20 protein-coding genes are annotated in these 21,374 nt (G+C 68.4%); 3 read left to right on the forward strand and 17 right to left on the reverse strand.

The window, feature by feature from the left end; genetic code table 11:
- The first annotated feature begins 51 nt into the window (after positions 1–51).
- Entirely contained in the window at positions 52–1,683 is a 1,632-nt protein-coding gene (locus tag ACFQGD_RS29700; protein ID WP_345404129.1) for an alkaline phosphatase D family protein, read from the forward strand.
- Between the two features lie 75 nt (positions 1,684–1,758).
- Here the strand turns inward: ACFQGD_RS29700 and tsaD are convergent, their stop codons facing one another.
- From tsaD to tsaB, 3 genes are read right to left on the reverse strand one after another with little or no spacing between them, the layout of a single operon-like run.
- A complete protein-coding gene (gene tsaD, locus ACFQGD_RS29705) occupies positions 1,759–2,829 on the reverse strand; it encodes a tRNA (adenosine(37)-N6)-threonylcarbamoyltransferase complex transferase subunit TsaD (protein WP_345404126.1) in 1,071 nt (356 codons plus the stop codon).
- A gap of 7 nt (positions 2,830–2,836) precedes the next feature.
- Complete coding sequence (gene rimI, locus ACFQGD_RS29710; RefSeq protein ID WP_345404123.1) at positions 2,837–3,355, reverse strand: ribosomal protein S18-alanine N-acetyltransferase; 519 nt, start codon at positions 3,353–3,355, stop codon at positions 2,837–2,839.
- The gene (tsaB, locus tag ACFQGD_RS29715; RefSeq protein WP_345404120.1) at positions 3,355–4,014 is read right to left on the reverse strand and encodes a tRNA (adenosine(37)-N6)-threonylcarbamoyltransferase complex dimerization subunit type 1 TsaB; all 660 of its coding nucleotides are present in this window, start codon (positions 4,012–4,014) and stop codon (positions 3,355–3,357) included. The genes rimI and tsaB overlap by 1 nt, the downstream gene beginning before the upstream one ends.
- Before the next feature lie 62 nt (positions 4,015–4,076).
- Between tsaB and ACFQGD_RS29720 the strand changes: the two genes are divergently transcribed.
- Entirely contained in the window at positions 4,077–5,546 is a 1,470-nt protein-coding gene (locus ACFQGD_RS29720) for an acyl-CoA synthetase (RefSeq protein ID WP_345404117.1), read from the forward strand.
- A 25-nt stretch (positions 5,547–5,571) separates the two neighbouring features.
- Here the strand turns inward: ACFQGD_RS29720 and tsaE are convergent, their stop codons facing one another.
- From tsaE to glmS, 5 genes are all read right to left on the reverse strand, one after another.
- The gene (gene tsaE, locus ACFQGD_RS29725; RefSeq protein ID WP_345404114.1) at positions 5,572–6,024 is read right to left on the reverse strand and encodes a tRNA (adenosine(37)-N6)-threonylcarbamoyltransferase complex ATPase subunit type 1 TsaE; all 453 of its coding nucleotides are present in this window, start codon (positions 6,022–6,024) and stop codon (positions 5,572–5,574) included.
- Positions 6,021–7,172 (reverse strand): alpha/beta fold hydrolase, encoded by a 1,152-nt coding sequence (locus tag ACFQGD_RS29730; protein WP_345404111.1) that lies wholly within the window; start codon positions 7,170–7,172, stop codon positions 6,021–6,023. Before ACFQGD_RS29730 ends, tsaE begins: the two co-directional genes overlap by 4 nt.
- On the reverse strand, positions 7,169–8,305 hold the full coding sequence (alr, locus tag ACFQGD_RS29735; protein ID WP_345404108.1) for an alanine racemase: 1,137 nt from the start codon (positions 8,303–8,305) through the stop codon (positions 7,169–7,171). Before alr ends, ACFQGD_RS29730 begins: the two co-directional genes overlap by 4 nt.
- Before the next feature lie 48 nt (positions 8,306–8,353).
- Complete coding sequence (locus ACFQGD_RS29740; RefSeq protein ID WP_345404105.1) at positions 8,354–9,799, reverse strand: NAD(P)H-hydrate dehydratase; 1,446 nt, start codon at positions 9,797–9,799, stop codon at positions 8,354–8,356.
- Positions 9,800–9,894: 95 nt separating this feature from the next.
- A complete protein-coding gene (gene glmS / locus ACFQGD_RS29745; protein WP_345404102.1) occupies positions 9,895–11,757 on the reverse strand; it encodes a glutamine--fructose-6-phosphate transaminase (isomerizing) in 1,863 nt (620 codons plus the stop codon).
- A gap of 126 nt (positions 11,758–11,883) precedes the next feature.
- On the opposite strand from glmS, the gene ACFQGD_RS29750 reads away from it, so the two are divergent.
- Positions 11,884–12,702 (forward strand): dienelactone hydrolase family protein, encoded by an 819-nt coding sequence (locus ACFQGD_RS29750; RefSeq protein WP_345404099.1) that lies wholly within the window; start codon positions 11,884–11,886, stop codon positions 12,700–12,702.
- Positions 12,703–12,767: 65 nt separating this feature from the next.
- On the opposite strand, the gene ACFQGD_RS29755 is transcribed toward ACFQGD_RS29750, so the two are convergent.
- From ACFQGD_RS29755 to ACFQGD_RS29795, 9 genes are all read right to left on the reverse strand, one after another.
- Positions 12,768–13,223 carry a hypothetical protein gene (locus ACFQGD_RS29755; protein WP_345404096.1) on the reverse strand — a complete coding sequence of 152 codons (456 nt, stop codon included), beginning with the start codon at positions 13,221–13,223 and terminating at the stop codon, positions 12,768–12,770.
- Between the two features lie 51 nt (positions 13,224–13,274).
- Positions 13,275–15,107 carry a hypothetical protein gene (locus ACFQGD_RS29760; RefSeq protein WP_345404093.1) on the reverse strand — a complete coding sequence of 611 codons (1,833 nt, stop codon included), beginning with the start codon at positions 15,105–15,107 and terminating at the stop codon, positions 13,275–13,277.
- 515 nt (positions 15,108–15,622) lie between these two features.
- A complete protein-coding gene (locus ACFQGD_RS29765; protein ID WP_345404090.1) occupies positions 15,623–15,925 on the reverse strand; it encodes a type VII secretion target in 303 nt (100 codons plus the stop codon).
- Positions 15,926–16,189: 264 nt separating this feature from the next.
- A complete protein-coding gene (gene glmM / locus ACFQGD_RS29770) occupies positions 16,190–17,524 on the reverse strand; it encodes a phosphoglucosamine mutase (protein ID WP_345404087.1) in 1,335 nt (444 codons plus the stop codon).
- Positions 17,525–17,657: 133 nt separating this feature from the next.
- Positions 17,658–18,125, reverse strand: coding sequence for a 30S ribosomal protein S9 (rpsI, locus tag ACFQGD_RS29775; RefSeq protein ID WP_345404084.1), 468 nt, complete (start codon positions 18,123–18,125; stop codon positions 17,658–17,660).
- Between the two features lie 17 nt (positions 18,126–18,142).
- Positions 18,143–18,601 (reverse strand): 50S ribosomal protein L13, encoded by a 459-nt coding sequence (gene rplM / locus ACFQGD_RS29780; protein WP_345404081.1) that lies wholly within the window; start codon positions 18,599–18,601, stop codon positions 18,143–18,145.
- Positions 18,602–18,866: 265 nt separating this feature from the next.
- Entirely contained in the window at positions 18,867–19,151 is a 285-nt protein-coding gene (locus tag ACFQGD_RS29785; RefSeq protein WP_345404078.1) for a WXG100 family type VII secretion target, read from the reverse strand.
- Between the two features lie 58 nt (positions 19,152–19,209).
- Complete coding sequence (locus tag ACFQGD_RS29790) at positions 19,210–19,524, reverse strand: WXG100 family type VII secretion target (RefSeq protein WP_345404075.1); 315 nt, start codon at positions 19,522–19,524, stop codon at positions 19,210–19,212.
- Between the two features lie 255 nt (positions 19,525–19,779).
- Entirely contained in the window at positions 19,780–21,303 is a 1,524-nt protein-coding gene (locus ACFQGD_RS29795; RefSeq protein WP_425557346.1) for an IS1634 family transposase, read from the reverse strand.
- Positions 21,304–21,374: the final 71 nt, after the last annotated feature.

A 21,374-nucleotide genomic window follows, 5' to 3' on the forward strand; every position in this document is an offset into this window, starting at 1 on the left:
ATCAACGTGAGGTCCGTCCTGACTGTCGATCACCCGTGGGGAGACCACCACATGACCGAGTCGAGTGACCGCAATCCCCGAACCACTACTCGCCGTTCCATCCTGCGGTACGGCGCCGCCCTCAGCGCCGCCGCGGGCGCCGGAGCCGCGGGCGTCAACCTTCCCGCCCTCGCCGCACCAGGCACCGCGCCCAACACCACCCCGGGCGCGGGCCGTCCACTCACGTCCGATCCGTTCACCCTCGGCGTCGCGTCCGGCGAGCCGGACGCCACCAGCGTCGTGCTCTGGACCCGGCTCGCACCACGCCCGCTCGCTGAAGACGGCTTCGGTGGCATGCCGCGGCGCGACGTCAAGGTGCACTGGGAACTCGCCACCGACGAACGCTTCCGCACCGTCGTCCGGCGCGGCCACACCATGACCGGCCCCGATGCCGGGTTCGCCGTCCACGTCGAGACCGCCCCCGGGCTTCAGCCGGGGTGGGAGTACTTCTACCGCTTCAGAGTCGGTCGCTACATCTCACCGATCGGTCGCACCCGTACCGCGCCCGCGCTTGGCACACTCGGGCCAGCACTGACGATGAGCTTCGCATCCTGCTCACAGTACGAGCACGGCTACTTCACCGCTTACCGCTACCTCGCCGCCGACGAGCCGGACCTGGTACTGCACCTCGGCGACTACCTGTACGAGTATCCGGCCAACACCTACGTCTCCCCCGACGGCAACGTACGCGACCACGTCGGCCCCGAGATGGAGTCATTGGCCGAGTACCGGCAGCGCCACGCCCAGTACCGCACCGACGCCGACCTCCAGGCGGCGCACGCCGTCGCGCCATGGCTGGTCGTCTGGGACGACCATGAGGTCGACAACAACTGGGCCGGCGACGTCTACGAGAAGCCCTGGCGCCCGCAGCCCAACTTCATTCAACGTCGCGCCAACGCCTTCCGGGCGTACTACGAGAACATGCCGCTGCGCGCTCGCAACCGCCCTGGCGGCTCGGCGATGCGGCTCTACCGCGCCGTGTCGTGGGGCTCGCTGGCGACGTTCCATATGCTCGACACCCGGCAGTACCGCGACGACCAGGCGTGCGGCGACGGCTGGAAGGTGTGCGAGGACGCCAAGGACCCGGCGCGCACCATCACCGGCGACGACCAGGAGGCCTGGCTGCTGGACAACTTCCGCTCGTCGACCTCGCGCTGGGACATCCTTGGTCAGCAGGTGTTCTTCGCGCGCCGCAACAGCGCGACCGGCAAGAACAGCATGGACGCCTGGGACGGCTACCGGGGCTCGCAGGAGCGGATCAGCGAGGGCTGGGTCGAGGCTGGCGTGCGCAACCCTGTCGTGCTCACCGGCGACGTCCACACCCACTGGGCGAATGAGCTCAAGGCGAACTACGCCGACCCTGACTCCGATGTCATCGGCACCGAGCTCGTGACGACGTCGATCGCCTCCGGCGGCAACGGTAGCGACTCGGACCCGGCGGACAACCCGACGCTGGAGCGCAACCCGCACATCAAGTTCTACAACCGGCAGCGCGGCTATGTCCGCACGCGGATCAGCCGCGACGCCATGGACGTCGACTTCCGCGTGCTGGACAAAGTCACCGAGCCCGGCGGCACGGCGAGCACCCGCGCGTCGTTCCGCATCCACGACCGCCGTCCGGGCCTGGACCCGCTTGCGCACTGATATAGCGATCGGCACAGTTGTGAAGGGCGTCCTCGCGACGCTATGTGTTGCGAAGACGCCCTTCACAACACCGCCTCAGCGCACGGTCACCGTGCTCACCGGCAGCGCCGGGGTCGCGGAGAAGTCCAGCGGGGACGTTGGCAGGTCGGCGGCGACGACGTGCGCGCCGAGGGCGGCGATCATCGCGCCATTGTCCGTGCACAGCCGAGGCCGGGGCACGCGGAGCTCGATCCCCGCCGCCTCACAGCGTTCGCGCGCCAACGCCGACAGCCGCGAGTTCGCCGCCACGCCTCCGGAGATCACCATGGTGCCGATGCCGTACTCCCGCGCGGCCGCGACGGCCTTCATGGTCAGCACGTCGGCCACCGCTTCCTGGAACGACGCGCAGACGTCGGGCACCGGGATCGGCTCGCTCTGCCGTTCGGCGGCCTCGATCCAGCGGGCCACCGCGGTCTTGAGCCCGGAGAACGAGAAGTCAAACGGCGCGTCGCGCGGACCCGTCATGCCGCGCGGAAACGCGATCGCCTCCGGGTCGCCCTCCTTCGCGGCCTTGTCGATCGGTGGCCCACCGGGGTATGGCAGCCCGACGATTCTGGCCACCTTGTCGTAGGCCTCCCCCGCCGCGTCGTCCACGGTCGAGCCCAGTTCGGTGATCTTGGTGGCGACGTCGTCCACCCGCAGCAGCTGGGTGTGCCCGCCAGACACGAGCAGCGCGAGGCACGGTTTCGGCAGCGGCCCGTGCTCCAATGTGTCGACCGCGACGTGGCCCGCGAGGTGGTTCACCCCGTACAGCGGGACGTCGAGCGCGGCGGCATACGCCTTCGCTGCGGCGACGCCAACCAGTAGCGACCCGGCGAGCCCTGGCCCGGCCGTCACCGCGATGGCGTCGACGTCGGACAGCGACAACCCGGCCGTCGCCAGCGCCCTGCGGGTCGTGGGAGCCATCGCCTCCAGGTGCGCGCGGCTGGCCACCTCGGGAACCACGCCGCCGTATCGGGCGTGCAGCTCGACGCTGGAGGCGACCTCGTCGGCGAGCAGCTCAACTCGAGGCTCGGCAGCGTCATCGGCGCCGTCTTCGAAGAGCCGAGCCAGCCCAACGCCGGTCTCGTCACACGACGTCTCGATTCCCATGATGATCCGTGACATCACCGGTTCACCTCGCCCTGCGCCCATCCGACCCGTCCGACTCCGATACCGAGGGCCTGTGCATCGTGTAGGCGTCCGCGCCGGACGGCTGGTAGTAGCCCTCGCGCACACCCACCCGCACGAAGCCGTTCTTCTCGTACAGCGCGATCGCGGCGTCGTTATCGGTCCTGACCTCAAGAAACACCGGTGCGTCCAGCTCGTCCGCCTTGGCGAGCAACGCGGACAGCAGCGCACCGCCGATGCCGTAGCCCTGCCATTGGGGGACGACCCCGATCGTGTGCACCTCGGTCTCGTAGTCCCCGCGCTTACCGAGGATCGCCAACCCGCCGTAGCCGAGCAGCGCACCGTCGCCGTCGTACGCGCCGAGGTAGTACGCGCCCGAGTTCAGCTCGGCGCGAAACGCCACGGCGCTCCACGGATCGTCGCCGGGGAACAGGATGTGCTCGATCTCCACGCAGCGTGGGATGTCCGACCGCCGCAGCGGCGCCAGTGTCGCGGGACCAGGTGCGTGCTCGTACGCCGTCATCACCGCACCTCCGTGACGCGTTTGCGCTCGCTCGGCTCGGCGGCGTCCGGGCGTCGCAGGTAGAGCGGCGTCAGTGGTGCTGGCTCCTCCCGCGCGATGACGACATCGGCGGCGGCGCGCACCAGCCCGTTGGCGGTCGGGTAGCTGGGCTCGCGTGCGGCTTGGGAGAGCATCGCACCCGCCTGGCCGACCACTCGCGCGTCGCCGACGTCGATGTCCGCTGGCGGGTCCACCGCCGGCCCGGCCTCGCGGGTGCCGTCGGCGGCGTAGCGCGCCCAGTAGACCTCGCGCCGCCGCGCGTCGGTCGCGACCAGCAACGGCGCGCCGGTGCCCGTCTCAGCGGCAATGGCGTCCAGGCTGCATACGGGATACGCGGGGATGTCGAGCGCGTGGGCGAGCGACGCCGCGGTGACCATTCCGGCACGCAGTCCGGTGAACGGTCCTGGACCGATGCCGCACACCACGGCGTCCAGGTCACGCAGCGCTACGCCAGCGGTGCTGGCGGCCTCGGTGAGGTGTGGTGTGAGCAGCTCGCCGTGGGCGCGGGGATTGATCGTGACGCGCTCGGCGAGCACGTTCACCGCGCCCGACGTCTCGTCGAGCGCGACGATGCCTGCCGTGACAGCGGGCGTCGAGGTGTCCAACGCGAGGAGTAACACAACTCCTAAGCTTACGACCAGGCTGTTAGCGCCAAGCATCCGCCGGTGGCAGAGTCGAGCGCATGCTATTTCCTCCGCTAGCGAACGACGCCGAAGCGGCGTCCGACGTCGGGGCGATCCGCTTCGACAAGCAGCGACTAACCTACCGCCAACTGGCGGCGACCACCTCGGCGCTGGCCACCGAGCTGCCGCCCCGCCCCGCTCGAGTAGCGATCTGGGCGGTCAAGCGCATCGAGACGGCGCTGGCCAGCGTGGCCGCGTTGAACGCGGGCGTGCCTGGCGTGCCGGTAAACCCCGCCGTCGGCGAGCGGGAGCTGACGCACATCCTCACCGACAGCGCGCCGGAGGCGATCCTCTGCCCGCCAGACGTCGAGCTGCCCGCCGCGTGCGCTGGCCTGCGGCGCATCGATGTCACCACGATGAGCGGCGCCCTCCAACCCGCGCCACGCCTGGCGCCGGAGGACCCAGGCATGGTCGTCTACACGTCGGGGACGACGGGACCGCCGAAGGGAGTGGTGCTGAGTAGGAGCGCGATCGCGGCGACGCTGGACGCGCTCGCGGACGCGTGGCAGTGGACGGCGGACGACGTCGTGGTGCACGCGCTGCCGCTGTTCCACGTGCACGGCTTGATTCTCGGCATGCTTGGCCCACTGCGCAGAGGCGGCACCGTGCACCACATCGGCCGATTCGACCCGCACACCTTCGGTGCGGCGGTCGCGGCGCACCCAGGACGCGACGTAGTCACGTTCGGGGTCCCGACGATGTATCACCGGCTGGCGCAGGCGATGGCGGACGACGCCGACCTCGCCGAGACGGTCGGCACCGCGCGACTACTGATCTCCGGCTCAGCGCCGCTCCCGCTGCGCGACCACGAGCGGATCACGGCGGCATGCGGTCAGCGGGTGATCGAACGTTACGGCATGACGGAGACGCTGATCAGCACCAGCGTGCGCGTGGACGGGCCGCGCCGTCCTGGCACGGTCGGCGTCGCGCTGCCCGGCATGCGGTTGCGCATCGTGGACGACAAGGGCGTTCCCATCGAGGCCCGCGACGACGAGACGATCGGCGAGATCCAGGTGCGCGGGGCGAGCCTGTTCAGCGGGTACCTGAACCGGCCGGACGCCACGGCGGAGTGCTTCGACGGCGAGTGGTTCCGCACCGGCGACATGGCCACCATGGACGCCGATGGCTTCGTCCGCATCGTCGGTCGCAAAACCACCGACCTCATCAAGTCAGGCGGCTACAAGATCGGTGCTGGCGAGATCGAGAACGCGCTGCTGGAGCACCCGAGTGTCGCGGAAGTCGCGGTCACCGGCGAGCCGGACGCCGACCTTGGCGAGCGCATCGTGGCGTGGGTGGTGGCCAGTACCGAGAACGGCGACGGCGCGCCGGACGCCGAGGAGCTGACCGAGCACGTCGGCAGGTTGCTCGCGTCCCACAAGCGCCCGCACGAGGTGCGGTTCGTGGACTCGCTGCCCCGTAACGAGATGGGCAAGGTGACCAAGCGGGCGCTCCAAGCGCCGCGTGCGTAGCGTGCCCAGGCCGTTCCCGCCGCGCTCAGCCCGGTAGCGCGCGCTCCGTCCATGCGCCGTGTGGCTCCAGCTCCGCTATGCGGGTGTCGTCCGCCTCGCGGTCCAGTCGCACCAGCAGATGGTCCTCGGACAGCCGTTCCGCGACGCCCTCGCCCCACTCCACGACGACGGCGGCGTCGGCAAGGTCGGTGTCCAGGTCGAGGTCGTCGAGCTGCGCCAGATCCCCGCCGAGCCGGTAGGCGTCGACGTGCACCAGCGGCACGCCACGCTCACCAGCGGGATGCGTCCGCGCGATGACGAACGTCGGCGAGCTGACCCGGCCGGACACGCCGAGTCCCTCGGCGATGCCCTTGGCGAGCACGGTCTTGCCCGCGCCGAGCGGGCCCGACAGCAGCACCAAATCGCCCGCACGCAGCAACTGGCCCAGCGCACGACCGAAGCGCACGGTGTCATCGTGCGTCGTCAGCTCCACCTTCATGACGGAAACCACCTCCGCAGCAAACCGCGCAACGCCTCGTCACGCAGCCCCACCCTGCCGCCTAGCTTGCCACCGGACTTGTCGTCGGTGTCGCACGCGAGCTGTAGTAGGTCGATCAGGTAACTGTTCACGATCTCCGGATGCTCCAGTTGGGGGACGTGCCCCGATCCGCTGACGCGCACCAGCTGCGCGTCCGGTAGCTCGTCCGCGATCCGCTCGCAATGCGAGAACGGCAGGATCAGGTCCGCGTCGCCCCCGATGACCTGCACCTCAGCGTGTTTGAGCCCCGCTAGCGCGGCATAGCGGTCGTGACCATCGACGGTGCCGATGAACTTCACCAGTTCCCGTACCGGAGTGACGTCGAGCAGTTCGAGCAGGAAGACCACCACGGACTCGCCGGGATCGCCGCCGAACGCGAGCCTGCGCACCGCACGCCGCGTCAACTGCCCGCTCGCCGCGCGGACGAACTCGATGATCTCCGGTTGCCACTCCGCGATCCCACCGATGCCGCCGACACCCCAGCTCACCGGGCTGTATTTGGACAGCACGCGTTTTGGCAGGCCGCGCGTGCCGACCTCGCCCGCCGCCGTCGCGATCAGTGACACGCCCCTGACCCGCTCGGCGAACAGCTCCGGCTGCTCTTCAGCCAGCGCCATGATCGTCATGCCCCCGACGGAGTGCCCCATCAGGACGATGGGTCCGTCCGGAGCGACCGCGCGGATCACCGAGTGCAGGTCGGACGCCAACTGCTCCAGCGTCGCGGTCTCCGCCGTGACCGGACCGGACTGGCCGTGTCCGCGATGGTCGTAATACACCTGCCGCACCCTGGGCAGGGTCAGCGCGGCGAGGTCACGCCGCTGGAAGTGCCAGCTCGGCACCGACATCGCGATGCCATGCACACCGATCAGCGTCACGTCCGCGGCGCCGCCATCGGCGGGGTCAATCTCCTCGACGTACAGCGGCACGCCGTCGTCGGCGGCAACGGTCGACACCCGGTCGGGTGGAAGCTGGCCGAGCGGCTCGTCCTCGTACGGGTCGCGGTGCAGCCTGCGCTGCCGCGTCGCCATCGTCAGCGCGGTCGCGGCGGCACCGGTCGCCGCGGCGCCGAGCCCGCCGACCACTCCCATGAGCTTGCGGGACGGCGTCACGGCGTCACCTCCCCCACGTACCGACGGGTCACGCGGGGCCGGTACATGCCGGTGATGATCTCGTAGTCGATGGTGCCGATCGTGTCTGCCCATTCGCGGGCGGTCGGCGCACCATCGTGGCCAGTACCGAACAGCTCCACCTCGGCCCCGATCGCTGGCTCATGATCACCGCAGTCGACGACGATCTGGTCCATGCACACCCTGCCCACGACCGGCCTGCGCTGCCCGTCAAGCCAGACGTCCATGCGCCCGGACAGTGTGCGCGGCACGCCATCGGCGTAACCGACCGGCACCAACGCGAGTGTGGTGTCGCGCTCGGCGGTCCAGATCTGACCGTAGGACACCGACTCCCCCGCCTTAACGCGCTTGACCAGCGCCACCGCCGAGCGGAACGTCATCGCGGGTACCAGGTCGTCGTCAGTCGGCACCGGGTTGCAGCCGTACATCGCGATCCCGGTGCGCACCAGATCGAAGTGAAACTCTGGCCTGGTCAGCGTGGCCGCCGAGTTCGCGAGGTGCCGCAGCGGGTGCAGCCCGGCCTCACGGGCGACCTCATACGCCTCATCGAACCGCTTGGCCTGCGCGGCGATCGACGAGTGGCCGAGCTCGTCGGCGCACGCGAAATGCGACCAGATCGCCACGACATCGATAGCCCCGAAACTCGCGGCATCAGCGGCGTCGGCACACAGGCCGGGCCATTCGTACTCGGGGCAGCCGTTGCGGCAGAGCCCGGTGTCGATCTTGAGGTGCACCCGCGCGGCGCGACCGGTGACGCGGGCGGCGGCGACGATGCGCGCCAGCTCACGCCGGGAACTCGCGGTGAGGTCGATGTCCGCTTCGATACCTGGCCCGAAATCGACGTCGATATCCAGCCAGCTCAGGATGCGTGCGGTGATCCCAGCGCGTCGCAGCGCCAGTGCTTCATCCAGTGAGCAGCCACCCAGCCAGGTCGCCCCGCCCGCGAGCGCGGCCTTCGCTACGGGCAGCGCGCCGTGGCCATAGCCGTCGCCCTTGACCACGGCCATCGTCGCCGCACCCGACTCGGCGGCCTTGCCGCTGAGCAGGGCGACGTTATGCCGGATCGCGCCGAGGTCGATGACGGCCTCGGCGCGGGGAACACGCGCCTGGTTCACGGTTGCATGGTCGCATGGCCCCCTGCGGCGTCGTCGCCGTCCTGGGGGTTACGCGGACACTCTCAACCCGCGAATCGCGGCGGGTATGGCCTCAGCGATCAGGCTCGCGGGGACGGGCGCGCCCGACGCGGCGATCGTGGCGGCGCTGTCGTGCAGCCAGGCGGCGCACGCTGCCGCGTACAACGGTGCGATCCCGGCCGCCAGCAGCGCGCCGATGATGCCGGACAGCACGTCGCCGGACCCGGCGGTCGCGGGCCACGCTCGACCGGTGTAGTGCACGAACACGTGACCCTTGGGGTCGGCGATCACCGTGCTGTGCCCCTTCAGCAGCACGACGGCGTTGTACCGCTTCGCGGCGGCCGTGACGGCGGCAACCCGGTCGTGCCCGACGTCGCCGGCCAGCCGGGCGAACTCCCGCTCATGCGGGGTCAACACCAACGGCGTGCCGGGCTCACGGGCGTCCCATAGGTCAGGGTGCGCGGCGAGGAGATTAACCGCGTCGGCGTCGGCGATCACCGGGACACCCGCTGCCAGCACCTCGCGCACGGTCTCCCGCGCGCCGCTAGCGGTGCCGAGACCCGGCCCGGTTACCCACGCCTGCACCCGGCCCGCGTCGGACAGCGAGCCGGTCGCGATCACCTCGGGCCAACGAGCGCGCACGACGTCTGCGGCGCTACCCGCGTAGCGAACCATGCCGGACTTCGTCAGCACCGCACCACTCGTGGTGAGCACGGCCGCGCCCGGATATGTGCTGCCCCCCGCGGCGATCCCCACGACGCCCTGGGTGTACTTGTCGTCAGCGGGCCGCGGCAACGGCAACCGGGTAGCGACGTCGTCGGGATCGAGTACGCGCGTATCGGGCTCGCCCAACTCGGGACGCAAACCGATGTCGATGAGATGCACGTCACCGCAGTGGCTAGCAGCGGGGTGCAGCACGTGCAACGGCTTGTACGCGCCGAACGTCACGGTCGCCGCGGCGGTCACGGCTGGTCCGGTGACAGCGCCGGTATCCGGGTCGACGCCGCTGGGCAGATCGACGGCCAGGATCGGCGCGGTCGCCCGCTCGACTAGCGCCGCCGCGTCCGGACGCAGCCCGCCACGCGCGGCGAGGCCCACGATGCCATCGATGACGAGGTCCGCTTCGGCCGGCACGTCGCCGACGTCCTGTGCGAGCACGACCCTGCCGCCCGCACGGCGCAGCGCGGAGAGCCCCTCGGGATGCGCCTTGTCAGGGGCGAGCAGCACGGCGGTCACGCCGACCCCGCGCCTGCGTAGAAACGCCCCGGCCCACAAGGCGTCACCGCCGTTGTTGCCCGCGCCGACCAAGAGCACGACGTGGCGGCCAGTGACCCGGCCGGTGCGCTCCCGCAACATCCGTGCGGCACGCACGGACACGGCGAACGCAGCACGCCGCATCAACGCGCCTGACTGAGTGCGTGCCAGCACGACGTCCTCCGCCGCCCTGATCCGGCTGGTCGTCCACACCTCACGCATCGTGGCTCCTCACGCTCGGCGCCCTTCGGCCAAGACGACACCCGACCGGGCCCACCGCCGGCGCGTCCTGTCGCCATGCACGCTACCGGCGCGGACTACTCCACCGTGACGGACTTCGCCAGGTTGCGTGGCTTGTCGATGTCGTAGCCCCGGCTGCGGGCGATCTCGGCGGCCAAGACCTGCAACGGCACCGTCGCGACCAGCGGTTGCAGCAACGTCGACGTCGCGGGAATCTCGATGAGCGAGTCGGCGTAAGGCCGCACGGCGTCGTCACCCTCCTCGGCGATGACGATGGTGCGTGCGCCGCGCGCCTGGATCTCGCTGATGTTCGACACCAGCTTGGAGTGCAGCACCGCCCTGCCCTTCGGCGACGGCATGACGACGACCACCGGCAGGTCCTGCTCGATCAGCGCGATCGGGCCGTGCTTGAGCTCGCCCGCCGCGAAGCCCTCCGCGTGCATGTAAGCGAGCTCTTTGAGCTTGAGCGCGCCTTCCAGCGCCACCGGGTAGCCGACGTGGCGGCCGAGGAACAGCACCGCCTTGGAATCGGCGATATCGCGGCCCAGCGCGCGTACCTGCTCGGTGGTCGCGAGCGTCTTCCGCACGGCGGCGGGGGTGCTGGCGAGGTCGGCGAACTCACGCGCCACCTCGTCGGGGTACTTGGTGCCGCGCGCCTGCGCCAGCGCGAGCCCGACCAGGTAGTTCGCCGCGATCTGGGCCAGGAACGCCTTGGTCGACGCGACGCCGATCTCCGGCCCGGCGTGGGTGTAGAGCACCGCGTCGGACTCGCGCGGGATCTGAGCGCCGTTGGTGTTGCACACCGCGAGCACCCTGGCCTTCTGCTCGCGCGCGTGCCGCACGGCCTCGAGAGTGTCCATCGTCTCGCCGGACTGCGAGACGGCGACCACCAACGTGTCCCGGTCCAACACCGGGTCGCGGTAGCGGAACTCGCTCGCCAACTCCACCTCGACCGGAAGGCGGCACCAGTGCTCGATGGCGTACTTCGCGACCAGCCCGGAGTGGTACGCCGACCCGCAGGCGACCACGAACACCTTGTCGATGTCGCGCAGGTCCTGATCGGCGAGCCGCTGCTCGTCGAGAGTGATGCGGCCGTTGTGGAAGTGCCCGCGCAGCGTGTTCGCGAGCGCGTCCGGCTGCTCCTCGATCTCCTTGAGCATGAAGTAGTCGTGACCGCCCTTCTCGGCGGCGGAGAGGTCCCAGTCCACCGTGAACGGCTTGCCCTGCGCAGGTTCCCCCATGAAGTCGGTCACCTCGTAACCCTCGCGGGTGATGACGACGACCTGGTCCTGGCCCAGCTCGACGGCGTCGCGCGTGTGCTCGATGAACGCGGCGACGTCGGAGGCCACGAAATGCTCACCCTCACCGACGCCCACGACCAGCGGCGACGACCGGCGAGCCGCGATGACCTTGTCCGGGACGTCGGCATGCGTGACGACCAGCGTGAACGCACCCTCCAGCCGACGGCACACCGCACGCACGCTCGCCTCGAGGTCGCCCGCCGTCTCGCCGGTGGCGTAGGCGTTGGCGATCAGGTGTGCCGCGGTTTCGGTGTCGGTGTCGCTGGCCAACTCGATGCCGTCGGCCTCGATCTCGGCGCGGAGCTCAGCGAAGTTCTCGATGATGCCGTTGTGCACGACGGCCACGGCCCGCGAGGCGTCCTGGTGCGGGTGGGAGTTGCGGTCGACCGGCGGGCCGTGGGTGGCCCAGCGGGTGTGCCCCATACCAGCGGTGCCCGCGAAGGACTGCCTGCCATCAGCGTCGAGCTGGGCCTCCAGATTGGCCAACCGACCCGCCTTGCGCCGCACCCGCAGCGCACCGGCACCGTCGAGTACCGCGACGCCCGCCGAGTCATAACCGCGATACTCCAGGCGTCGCAGCCCACCGAGTACCACGTCGAGCGCCTGCCGATGTCCGACGTAACCCACGATTCCGCACACGTCAGCAGAGACTACTGGCGTTGGTGACGTCTTAACGGATGGGTGGGGCGGCCGATAGCCGTGCGCGACACCCGTCCCGGCGCGTGCGGTGGGCGATACGGCGATGGCCCCGATAAGGTCAACACCATGGCACGCAAGCCCAAGGCCCTGCTTGAGGAGCTGAGCTACCCGGGACCGCACGACGTCCTCAGGGGCAATCTGGCGCTCGTCGGGACGCCGGGGATGGTGTTCGCCCCGCGTGAGGGCCTGAATCTGCCCGCCGTCGCGTTCGGACACGGCTGGCTGCAGCCGGTGCACCGCTACCGGGGACTACTGCGGCATCTGGCGTCATGGGGCATCGTCACCGCGGCGCCCGCGACCCAGCTCGGCCCGTTCCCGTCGCACCGGATCTTCGCGGCCAACCTGCGCGACTCGCTGGACGCCGTAGCGAAGGTCCGGCTCGGGCAGAACGGCATCAGCGTCGATCCGGCGCGACTCGGGCTCGCGGGCCACTCGACGGGAGCAGGGTCCGCCGTGCTGGCGGCGGCCGCCGAAAGGGCACCGGAGGTCCGTGCGGTGGCTACCATCGCGCCCGCGCAGACCGTGCCATCCGCGTCCGAGGCCGCCAAGGGCCTGCGGATGCCGTCGCTGCATCTGGCGGCGGAGAACGACCTGGTCGCGCCGCCCACCGGACACGCGAAAGCCATCGCCCACGCCTGGGGTGGGCCGGTGCGACTGCGCACCATCGAGAAGTCGACCCACCTCTCGGTGACCGAGGGCTTCCACTGGACTCAACTGCTGATGCAGGGCAAGCCGCACCACGGCACACGACGCCTGGTGTACGCGCTGCTGACGGCGTTTTTCCTGACGCATCTCGCGGGGAAGAAGGAGTACCAGCCGCTGCTCGAGAACGACGTCAAACGCGCCCCGATCGACTTCGAACGCGAGGGCGCCGACGTGCGCTAGGCATTCCGTCGTCCCCGTGTGGCGAAGGGCTCACGGCAAGAAGCCGCCACACACGTGCCGTCGGCTTACCCCCGCAGCCAGCCGTTGGCTTCGAAGTCTTCGTCGTCGTCGACGCTGCCTACCTGCCGTGTGGTGGTTTCGGCCGCCGTCGGCCACTGCGGCGTACCGGTGGCGGCGTCGATCCAAGGTGCGGCCGGTGGCGCCGGAGAGAACCGAGGGGCCTTCATCCGCGGCTCGGCCGCGACGTCGTCGTCCTCCGCGAAGCCAAGCGAGCGCACCCGCCCAGCCTCCATCTCGGCAGCGCGATCGTGCTGGCTCGGCTCGTCGGCTTTCTCCCGCGCGGCGCGCTCCTCAAGCTCGCGGCAGAACTCCTCGTTCTGCTCGCGCAGGCGTGCGCCTCGTTCCGCCACTTCACGCCGCACGCTCTCGGTGTGTGCCGCGATGTCGGATGTGCGCCGCCGCAGGTTCGCCTTCACCGCCTCGAGCCGGTCACGAAGCTCCGCGTTGGTTTGTTCCGCCATCACACACCACCTCCGCTCACCGACCAGGCCCACTCAACCGCGATTACCCGGCTAGTCATCGTCGTCCAAGCTGCCACTGATGCGGGCCACACCGAACGGCCCCTCCGCGACATCGGGTTCGAACAGGCCACCACCGTCCAGCTGGAACGCACTCCCGCCGCGCTGTTCATCGCCGCCACCCGTGGCTCCGACCCCGGCGCCACCCATGCCTCCCATCATGGGAGCACCGCCCATCGCGCCACCCTCACTAGACGTCGTCGCATCGGAGGGTGTCTCGCCGGGAGCCACGCCGACACCAGCACCGCCTGGCGCAGGCCAGGTGCCGTCGTCGTCCTGGGCGGCCTCGCCGCCGAGGACGTCCGATCCGCCGATGCCCTCCGAGTCCGCCGCGGTGCCGTCCCGGAAAGCAACCGACGCGCCGTCATCGATGTCGTCCGGGGCGCCGTTCTCGGCATCGCCGCCGAAGATCGAGTCGAGCAACCCCGAATCGCGGTCCGGGGTGGGTTCCGCTCCGGCGAATCCCGTCACGGCATCACCGATCGACGCCGGCTGTACGCTGAGGCCACCATCGGCAGCCGGGACGGTCGCTCCCGGTTCGGGCGGAGCACCGACGTCGTGCGCCAGCAGCATCTCCTCCTCGGCACGTCGCTGGTTGTACTCGGCCACCGCCTTCTCGTCACCGAGCACGTACGTCTGCTCGTCACCGTCGCCGTCGCTGACCGTGACCACGGTGGCGCCATCCGAACCGAGCGGCTGCTCGGCCATGATCGTGACATCGCCGTCCTCAACACGGATCGCCCCGTCGTCACCTGGCGTGTGGACACCTTGTGGTCCACCACTAACGACGTCGCTACCGACCGGTCCCAACCCAGTGGATACCGGCTGTGGGCCGCTGGTCGACACGACATCGTCGGCGCTGAAGTCGAGCTGGTACCGCTTAGCCGCGCCGGATCCGTCGTCGATCGTGATCGCCATCGAACCCGTGCTGTCCGGCTCGGTGATGGCGATCTCGGTGTCGCCTGAACGCACCGTCATCGTGTCGACATCGGGTTCGGCGTCCGTGATCGCTTCGCCGGTTTTGGGGTCGATCGGATACGGACGCCCTGTCTCCGGGTCTACCTCCAGCGGCTTGCCGGTGATCGGGTTCATCGCCCGCCGCGCGTCGGCCTCACTCGGCGTCACCGAGGGCGGTTCGACGGAGCCCGCTCCGGCTGGCCCACCGCCGAGGGAACCACCGCCGCCTACGGCACCGCCACCGAGGCCGCTGCCACCGCCGACAGCGGGCGTGCTGCCACCGCCGCCAACACTTCCGACAGCGCCACCCCCAGCGGCGCCGGGCGACCCAGGTGTCCGCTCGCCCGATGGCGCCATGGCGAAGGGATCCTCCGCGAGATCAGAGTTCAACGTCTTGATCAGCTCACCATAACTTCGCTGGATCGCGGCAACATGTTCGGCGGCATGCGCGTGTACGCCATTCGCCCGTTCCTTATACTCCGCAACGAATTCGGCCAGCTTGGTGTTGCTCGATTCGAGTAGCCGCACATATTTGTCACGCTCTTCGACAACATTCTCGTCAGTTATATCGTGCAGCCGCAGTCCCAACTTGGCGGCAAGACCCAAGAGCGAACTATGATGTGCGGATTCTATTACTCCCGCGAGCTTTTCAAGTACCCAGTCTTGAGCTCGCTCAAGGATGCTTCTGTTATTGAGATCCTCAATCGCCCTGTCGAGCTCCTCGATTGTTCCAGGAAGCTCACGGAGCGCGGTGAGCGCTCCCTCGACGTCTTGCACCGTAAGGCCAGCCATCATGCCGTCGCCGTACTCATCAAGTACCAGCGACGCGAAACTGGCCACGTTCTCCTGAACGAAGTCATCTATGGTCATGACAATGGCATCCGGCGCGGACTCGAGCGCCCGCGACAGCGTATCCGCCCCACTAGCGAGGCGGGTTTTACGTTGCCGCGCGGCGGTTTCAGCCTCCCCGGACCAATCAACCAAGTTTTTTGACCATGAATCGTGCATCCGCTCAGCGGCCTCGTCAACACGTTTAGACGCCGCGCGCAGCATCTCAGCATCAGCACGAAATGCCGCGAACTCGATCCCCCTGAATTCGTCCAAACCTTGACGCAATGACTGGGGGTCCTCGCCACTATGAGGATAGTTTCCGCTACCGCTTGGCCCCAGACTCCCTGACTCCGGAACGACTGGACCGTCGTGCCTAACTGCACCAACAGCGGCTTTCGCGTCCTCGTAGTACGGATAGAAATCAGAGAAGATTCGCAATCCGGGAAGGCACGCATCGATGAGGATATCGGAGCTGGAGCATTCTTTCGCGGCAAGTAGCTGTTTTCCTGCCTCTATTTCTTGCCGGATCGCGGTATCAGGTGCCTCCGACACGATCAGCCCTTTCTCGCGAAGGTGGCGGCGCCGACGTTCTCACCGCTCTCGTAGCTGTCTGCCGCGGCGGACAGTTTGCCGCCCAGCTCGGTCGCCTGATCGCCGTAGGAGATCATCGCCTCCCGGAACTTCGCGATGGCGTCCGTGTAGGGCTTCGCGACGTCCGACCAAGCCTTGCCTACGTTGCCGCTGCCAACCCCGGTCTCGACAGACGACGCCGCGCTCACGAGTTCACTGCCTTCGCTGGTGTACGCAGAACCCACCGCATTGAGCTTTCCCGGGTCCGCGCTCACGTCGCCGGACATCTGCTGCCCCCTTGTCGAAGCCGCTGTCTTCTTGTCACCTGCCGCCTATGACGGGCGAGCACCGCCATCGGTGCCATCGACATCCTCGATGTCATCTCGAAAGCACATCGAACTTACCGGTCCGGCACCACCAGGCGCAGTGGGTTGCGAGGTTTGCTCCGGCACAGTTGATCAACCTTACTCCCTCAAGGACGAAAATATCCGACAAACCGGACGAAAGTTCGTCACTCAAGGAGCAAGGCTGATCAACAAGCCTGAAGCGCGCTAGGACGCGACGGAGACGACGCCCGCGAGGCGATCGGCGGCGGCCTGAGCGACGTCCTCATCAGGAGCCTCGACCATCACCCGGATCAGCTGCTCCGTGCCAGACGGGCGCAGCAGCACCCGCCCGGTGTCACCCAGTTCCGCCTCGACGTCGGCGACGGCGTCGGCCACCTGCTTCGACTCAGCGGCGGCCACCTTATCGGCCACAGGGACGTTGACCAGCACCTGCGGCAGCCGCCGCATCACTCCGGCGAGGGAGGCCAGCGACTTGCCAGTGGCGGCCATCCTGCTCATCAGCCGCATCGCGGTCAGCAGTCCATCACCGGTGGTGGCGTAACCGGGCAGCACCACATGCCCGGACTGCTCGCCACCGAGCGAGTACCCACTCGCGCGCAGCTCCTCGAGCACATACCGATCGCCAACCGCTGTTGTGCGCAATGTCACGTCGTGCTCACGCATCGCTAGGTGCAGTCCGAGATTACTCATCACGGTCGCGACCAGGGTGTTGTCGGCGAGCTCACCGGCCTCGGACATCGCGAGCGCCAGGATCGCCATGATCTGGTCGCCGTCGACGAACCGCCCCTCGGCGTCCACGGCGAGGCAGCGATCGGCGTCGCCGTCGTGGGCCACGCCGAGATCCGCCTTGTGCTCGACGACGGCGGTCTGCAAGCCCTCGATGTGGGTGGATCCGCAACCGTCGTTGATGTTGATGCCATCCGGGGCCGCGTTGATCGCGACCACGTCGGCGCCAGCCCTGCGATAAGCCTCCGGTGCCGCCATCGATGCCGCACCATTGGCGCAGTCAACGACGACCCGCAGCCCGTCGAACCGCTGCGGCGTGGACCGCACCAGGTGGTCGACGTAGCGATCCAGTGCGTCGTCGACGTCGGTAACCCTGCCGATCTCGGCGCCGGTCGGCGCCGTACCGGGTGTGTCAAGCGCGGACTCGATCTCGTCCTCGATGCCGTCTGGCAGCTTGTGGCCACCGCTGGCGAACAGCTTGATGCCGTTGTCCGGCATGGGGTTATGTGACGCCGAGATCATCACGCCGACGTCGGCCTTGGTGTCGGCGACGAGGAAGGCCACAGCGGGCGTCGGCAGCACCCCGACACGGAGCACGTCGGCGCCCGCCGAGGTCAACCCCGCGACGACAGCGGCCTCAAGCATCTCGCCGCTGGCTCGCGGATCTCTGCCGACGACGGCGACCGGGCGGTGCGACCGGTCGTGCGCGGCGAGCACACGTGCCGCACTCGCGGCGACCGAGAGGGCGAGCGTGGGGCTGAGCTCGGCATTGGCCAGGCCCCGCACCCCGTCCGTGCCGAAAAGCCGTGCCATTGATGGACCTCCTTCGGGTGAATTGCTTCAACCTAGCGAGTGCGGCATGACCCGGTTCAGGCGGCCTCTCACATGCGAAAGGCGCCCAACCCGAATACCGGGCGGGCGCCTTCGCACAACGCGGTGGGCGCGATCAGCGCTTGCTGTACTGCGGGGCCTTGCGGGCCTTCTTGAGGCCGTACTTCTTGCGCTCCTTGGCCCTGGAGTCACGGGTGAGGAACCCGGCACGCTTCAGCGCGGGACGGTCCTCGGAGTCGATCTCGGCGAGGGCACGCGCGATGGCGAGCCGCAGCGCTCCGGCCTGGCCGGAGCTGCCGCCGCCAACGAGGTTGCCCTTGATGTCGAACGACTCGGGCTTCTCGACCAGCTCAAGCGGCTCGCGGATGAGTTGCTGGTGCACCTTGTTCGGGAAGTAGTCCTCGAGGCTCTTGCCATTGAGGGTGAACTTGCCGCTGCCGGGAAGCAGCCGCACCCGCACGACAGCCTGCTTACGGCGGCCAATCGCGTGGGCGCTGCCACCGGCCGCGCGGGACGGCTTCGCCGCGGCGGGGGTCTCGCTCGTCGTCACGGCCGCGGTGGCCTCGTCGGTCTCTGTGGTCATCACAGGCTGCTCCTCGCTCACTGTGCGTTCACCTGCGCGATCTTCTTGGCGATCTCGTACTGCTTCGGCTGCTGCGCGGCGTGCGGGTGGTCAGGCCCCGCGTAGACCTTGAGCTTCTTCGCCTGCGCGCGGCCGAGCTTGGTCTTGGGGAGCATGCCCTTGACGACCTTCTCGATGGCGCGGACGGGCTTGTGGTCGAGCAGTTCGCCGAACGACTGCTTGCGCAGACCGCCGGGGTAGCCACTGTGGCGGTAGGCGAACTTCTGCTCGCGCTTGTTGCCGGTCAGTGCGACCTTGTCGGCGTTGACGATGATGACGAAGTCACCGGTGTCCACGTGCGGCGCGAACGTCGCCTTGTGCTTGCCGCGCAGCAGAGTCGCGACCTCTGTGGCCAAGCGGCCGAGGACAACGCCCTCGGCGTCGATCACATGCCAGGCGCGCGTGATGTCGCCGGGTTTCGGGCTGTACGTAGGCAAGGTACTACCTCATCATCGACATGGCTTGTGGGTACTGGGGTGCGGGCCTCGCGCGTCCTGGCAAAGTCGCACGACAGCGCACAACGACATACCAAGATACCCGGAGACCTCACTGGCACCGGAACCGGGGTCCCTTACCGGGCGACACGGTGCGATGCAACCCGACAGGCACGAGCATACACACAGCACGGTGGCCCGGACGCGCGCGTCCGGGCCACCGTGGCGAAGCTGTCCGCGCCGCGTTGGCGCTATCAGGACACCGGGCTCAGCCACCGAAGCTGTTGGCGATGCCCTTGTCACCCTCCATGTAGCGGGTCTTGGTGTCCATGATCGCCGTCTCGATCGAAGCGAGGATCTTGATCAGCTCGGCCTGCGCCTCGTCGTACTTCTTCTGCTGCACCAGGTAGGCCTCCTGCGCCTGACCGGTCCAGGTGGAGCACAGCCGCTTCACGTCCTGCTCGACCTGCTCCAGCGAGCCGGTCATCTGCTGCTGAGCCTTGTTGACGTCGTCGGCGCACTGCTCGAGCGCGGCGTAATTAACTTCAATCATGGTCAGATCTCCCTGTGAATGCCTGCGTTAGCCGTGGATGGATTGGGGTGGGTACGCCTCAGCCGTCCAGCGCGGCGAAGCCGCCGCCACTGAAGGTCTGCGAGGCTTCCTCTTCCTGCGCCTCGTACTTGCTGCCCGCCTGCTGGAGGAGATCCGAAATGCCCTGCAGCGAGTCGTTCAGCTTGATGGCGTTCTCGTTGAAACGCTCCATGAGCCTCCGGAATGATTCCGCGGCAGGGCCCTTCCAAGACGCGAGCGCCTGCTCCATGTTTCCCTGCAGGCTCTTGAACGTCGAGTTCAGTTCGCTGTTAACACCCGTCAGCCCCTGGTGAACCCGAGTAAATTCGGCAACCTCACCGGTAAAACCACTCATGTGGGATTAACCCCCTTCGTTGGTGCGTCGTCGTACGTCATTGCGTTCGTACGCGGATTACGACGATGACCTTGCCATGGTTGGTTCCACCCTGTCTCGCGGACCTTCGAAGTAGTTGCAGGCGTGAACGCCGCCACGCGGAAACGGGTTCGAGACGACCGCCGCTTTCGGCGCTCGCGACCATGCTGAGCTGCGGTTTCGCCCGGTCTCACCGTGGGATTCTTCGGGGCGTTCGCGGTCCCGAGTTTTGCCAAGTTAGTGCGTAGGCTGGCTGACCGTGTTGATGGCGTCGAGCGCGTGTTGGAGGTCGTCGGGTAGTGGGTCGGCGGCTGTGATGGTCTGTTCGCCTGCCTGGATCTCGACGGTTCGGTAGCGGCGGGCGGTGCGGACGAACTTTTTGATCGACCAGCCGGTGGCGTCTTCGATCCAGCGAGACACGGCGAGGGCGGCGAAGACGATGGTCAGGTGGGCCTCGATGGAGTCGCGTTTGCGGGCATAGATCGGCCGGGCCTGGAGGTCGTGTTTGGACATTCGAAACGACTTTTCAATCTGGAACAGCTGGTGGTAGGCGCCGATGACGAACTCCGCGGTCGCGCCCTCGAGGTTGGTGACATAGCCCTTCAGGCCAGCCAGGGCGCGGGCTTTGGCCTCGAGGTCGCGGTTGACGGTCTTGGTGGCGCCGGTGAGCTGGAGGAACCGGTTGCGCTTGACCGCTACCTTTCCGGCGACGGCTTTCTCGGCTTTGGCGATCTGCTCGTCGATGCCGCGCAGCGTCCGGCGGGCCCGATCGTGCTTGTATTGGTAGTGGATCACCTGGTCGCGGCGGTTGTCGGTGTGCCCGGCGGGCCAGGGCTGGGTGAAGATCTGCCCGTCGGCGATCGCCGTGTTGGGATGCTTCTGGCGCCACTCGGCCACCACATAGGGAACGTCGGGGATGCGCATGCCGAGGATGAACGACAACCCAGCCTTTTCGATGTCACGCTTGTTCGCGTCGGAGATCATTCCCGCGTCGGCCACGATCGTGACGTCGGTCAGCCGGTGCGCGGCCATGAACGCCTGGATCGACGGCAGCATGGTGGCGGTCTCGGCCTTGTTGCCCTCGAACGCGTTGACCATCAACGGAAACCCGGTCGCGTCGGTGAGCAGCCCGATCGTGATCTGCGGTTCCAACCGCCGCTCCTTCGAAAACCCCGGCTCGCGGAATCCGTCACCGGCATCCGCCTCGAAGTACAACGTGGAAACGTCGTAGAGCACCAGGCTCGCCGGCCCGAGCCCGGCATGGGCGGCACACACCGCCGCCAGCCGCTCCCGCCACGCATCGGCGGCGAACACCGGCAGGCGACGGTTCACCGTCCGATACGACGGCGCCTGCACCCCAACCTCGTCGAGAACCCGCAGCGAGTCCAACTTGCTGGTCGGCTCGATGATCCGCGCCAACACCAGACCCCGGAACACCTCGTCACCCTCGGCCGCGGCATCGAAGCCCAGCGCGTCATACGCCCGCGAGAGCGCATCCCACAGGTGCCCCATCCGCGACGATCGGATCGGCAACGGCCCACCAGCCCTCCCACCTGCCTGGCCAGCGGACTCGAGACCGAGTTCGAGCTCGCCCTGACCAGCAGCCAGCCGCTGCCGCGCCGCAGCCTTCAACAGCTCCACCTCGGCGTCGTCGTGCGCCGAACCAACGTGCTCGATATCGCGCGACCCCCGCCGCGACGAGTGCACGATCTGCACCGCCGTCGCCCCCGAAGCCGTCTTCACCGTGCGCACATACGCCACCCGGCCACTCTACGACCCCATTTAGTGCGCAAATCAGCCCAGCAACCAAGGCAAAACCGCAGGTCAACGGC

The sequence above is a fragment of the Haloechinothrix salitolerans genome (genome assembly GCF_042662605.1).
GTDB classification, from domain to species: Bacteria; Actinomycetota; Actinomycetes; order Mycobacteriales; family Pseudonocardiaceae; genus Haloechinothrix_A; species Haloechinothrix_A salitolerans.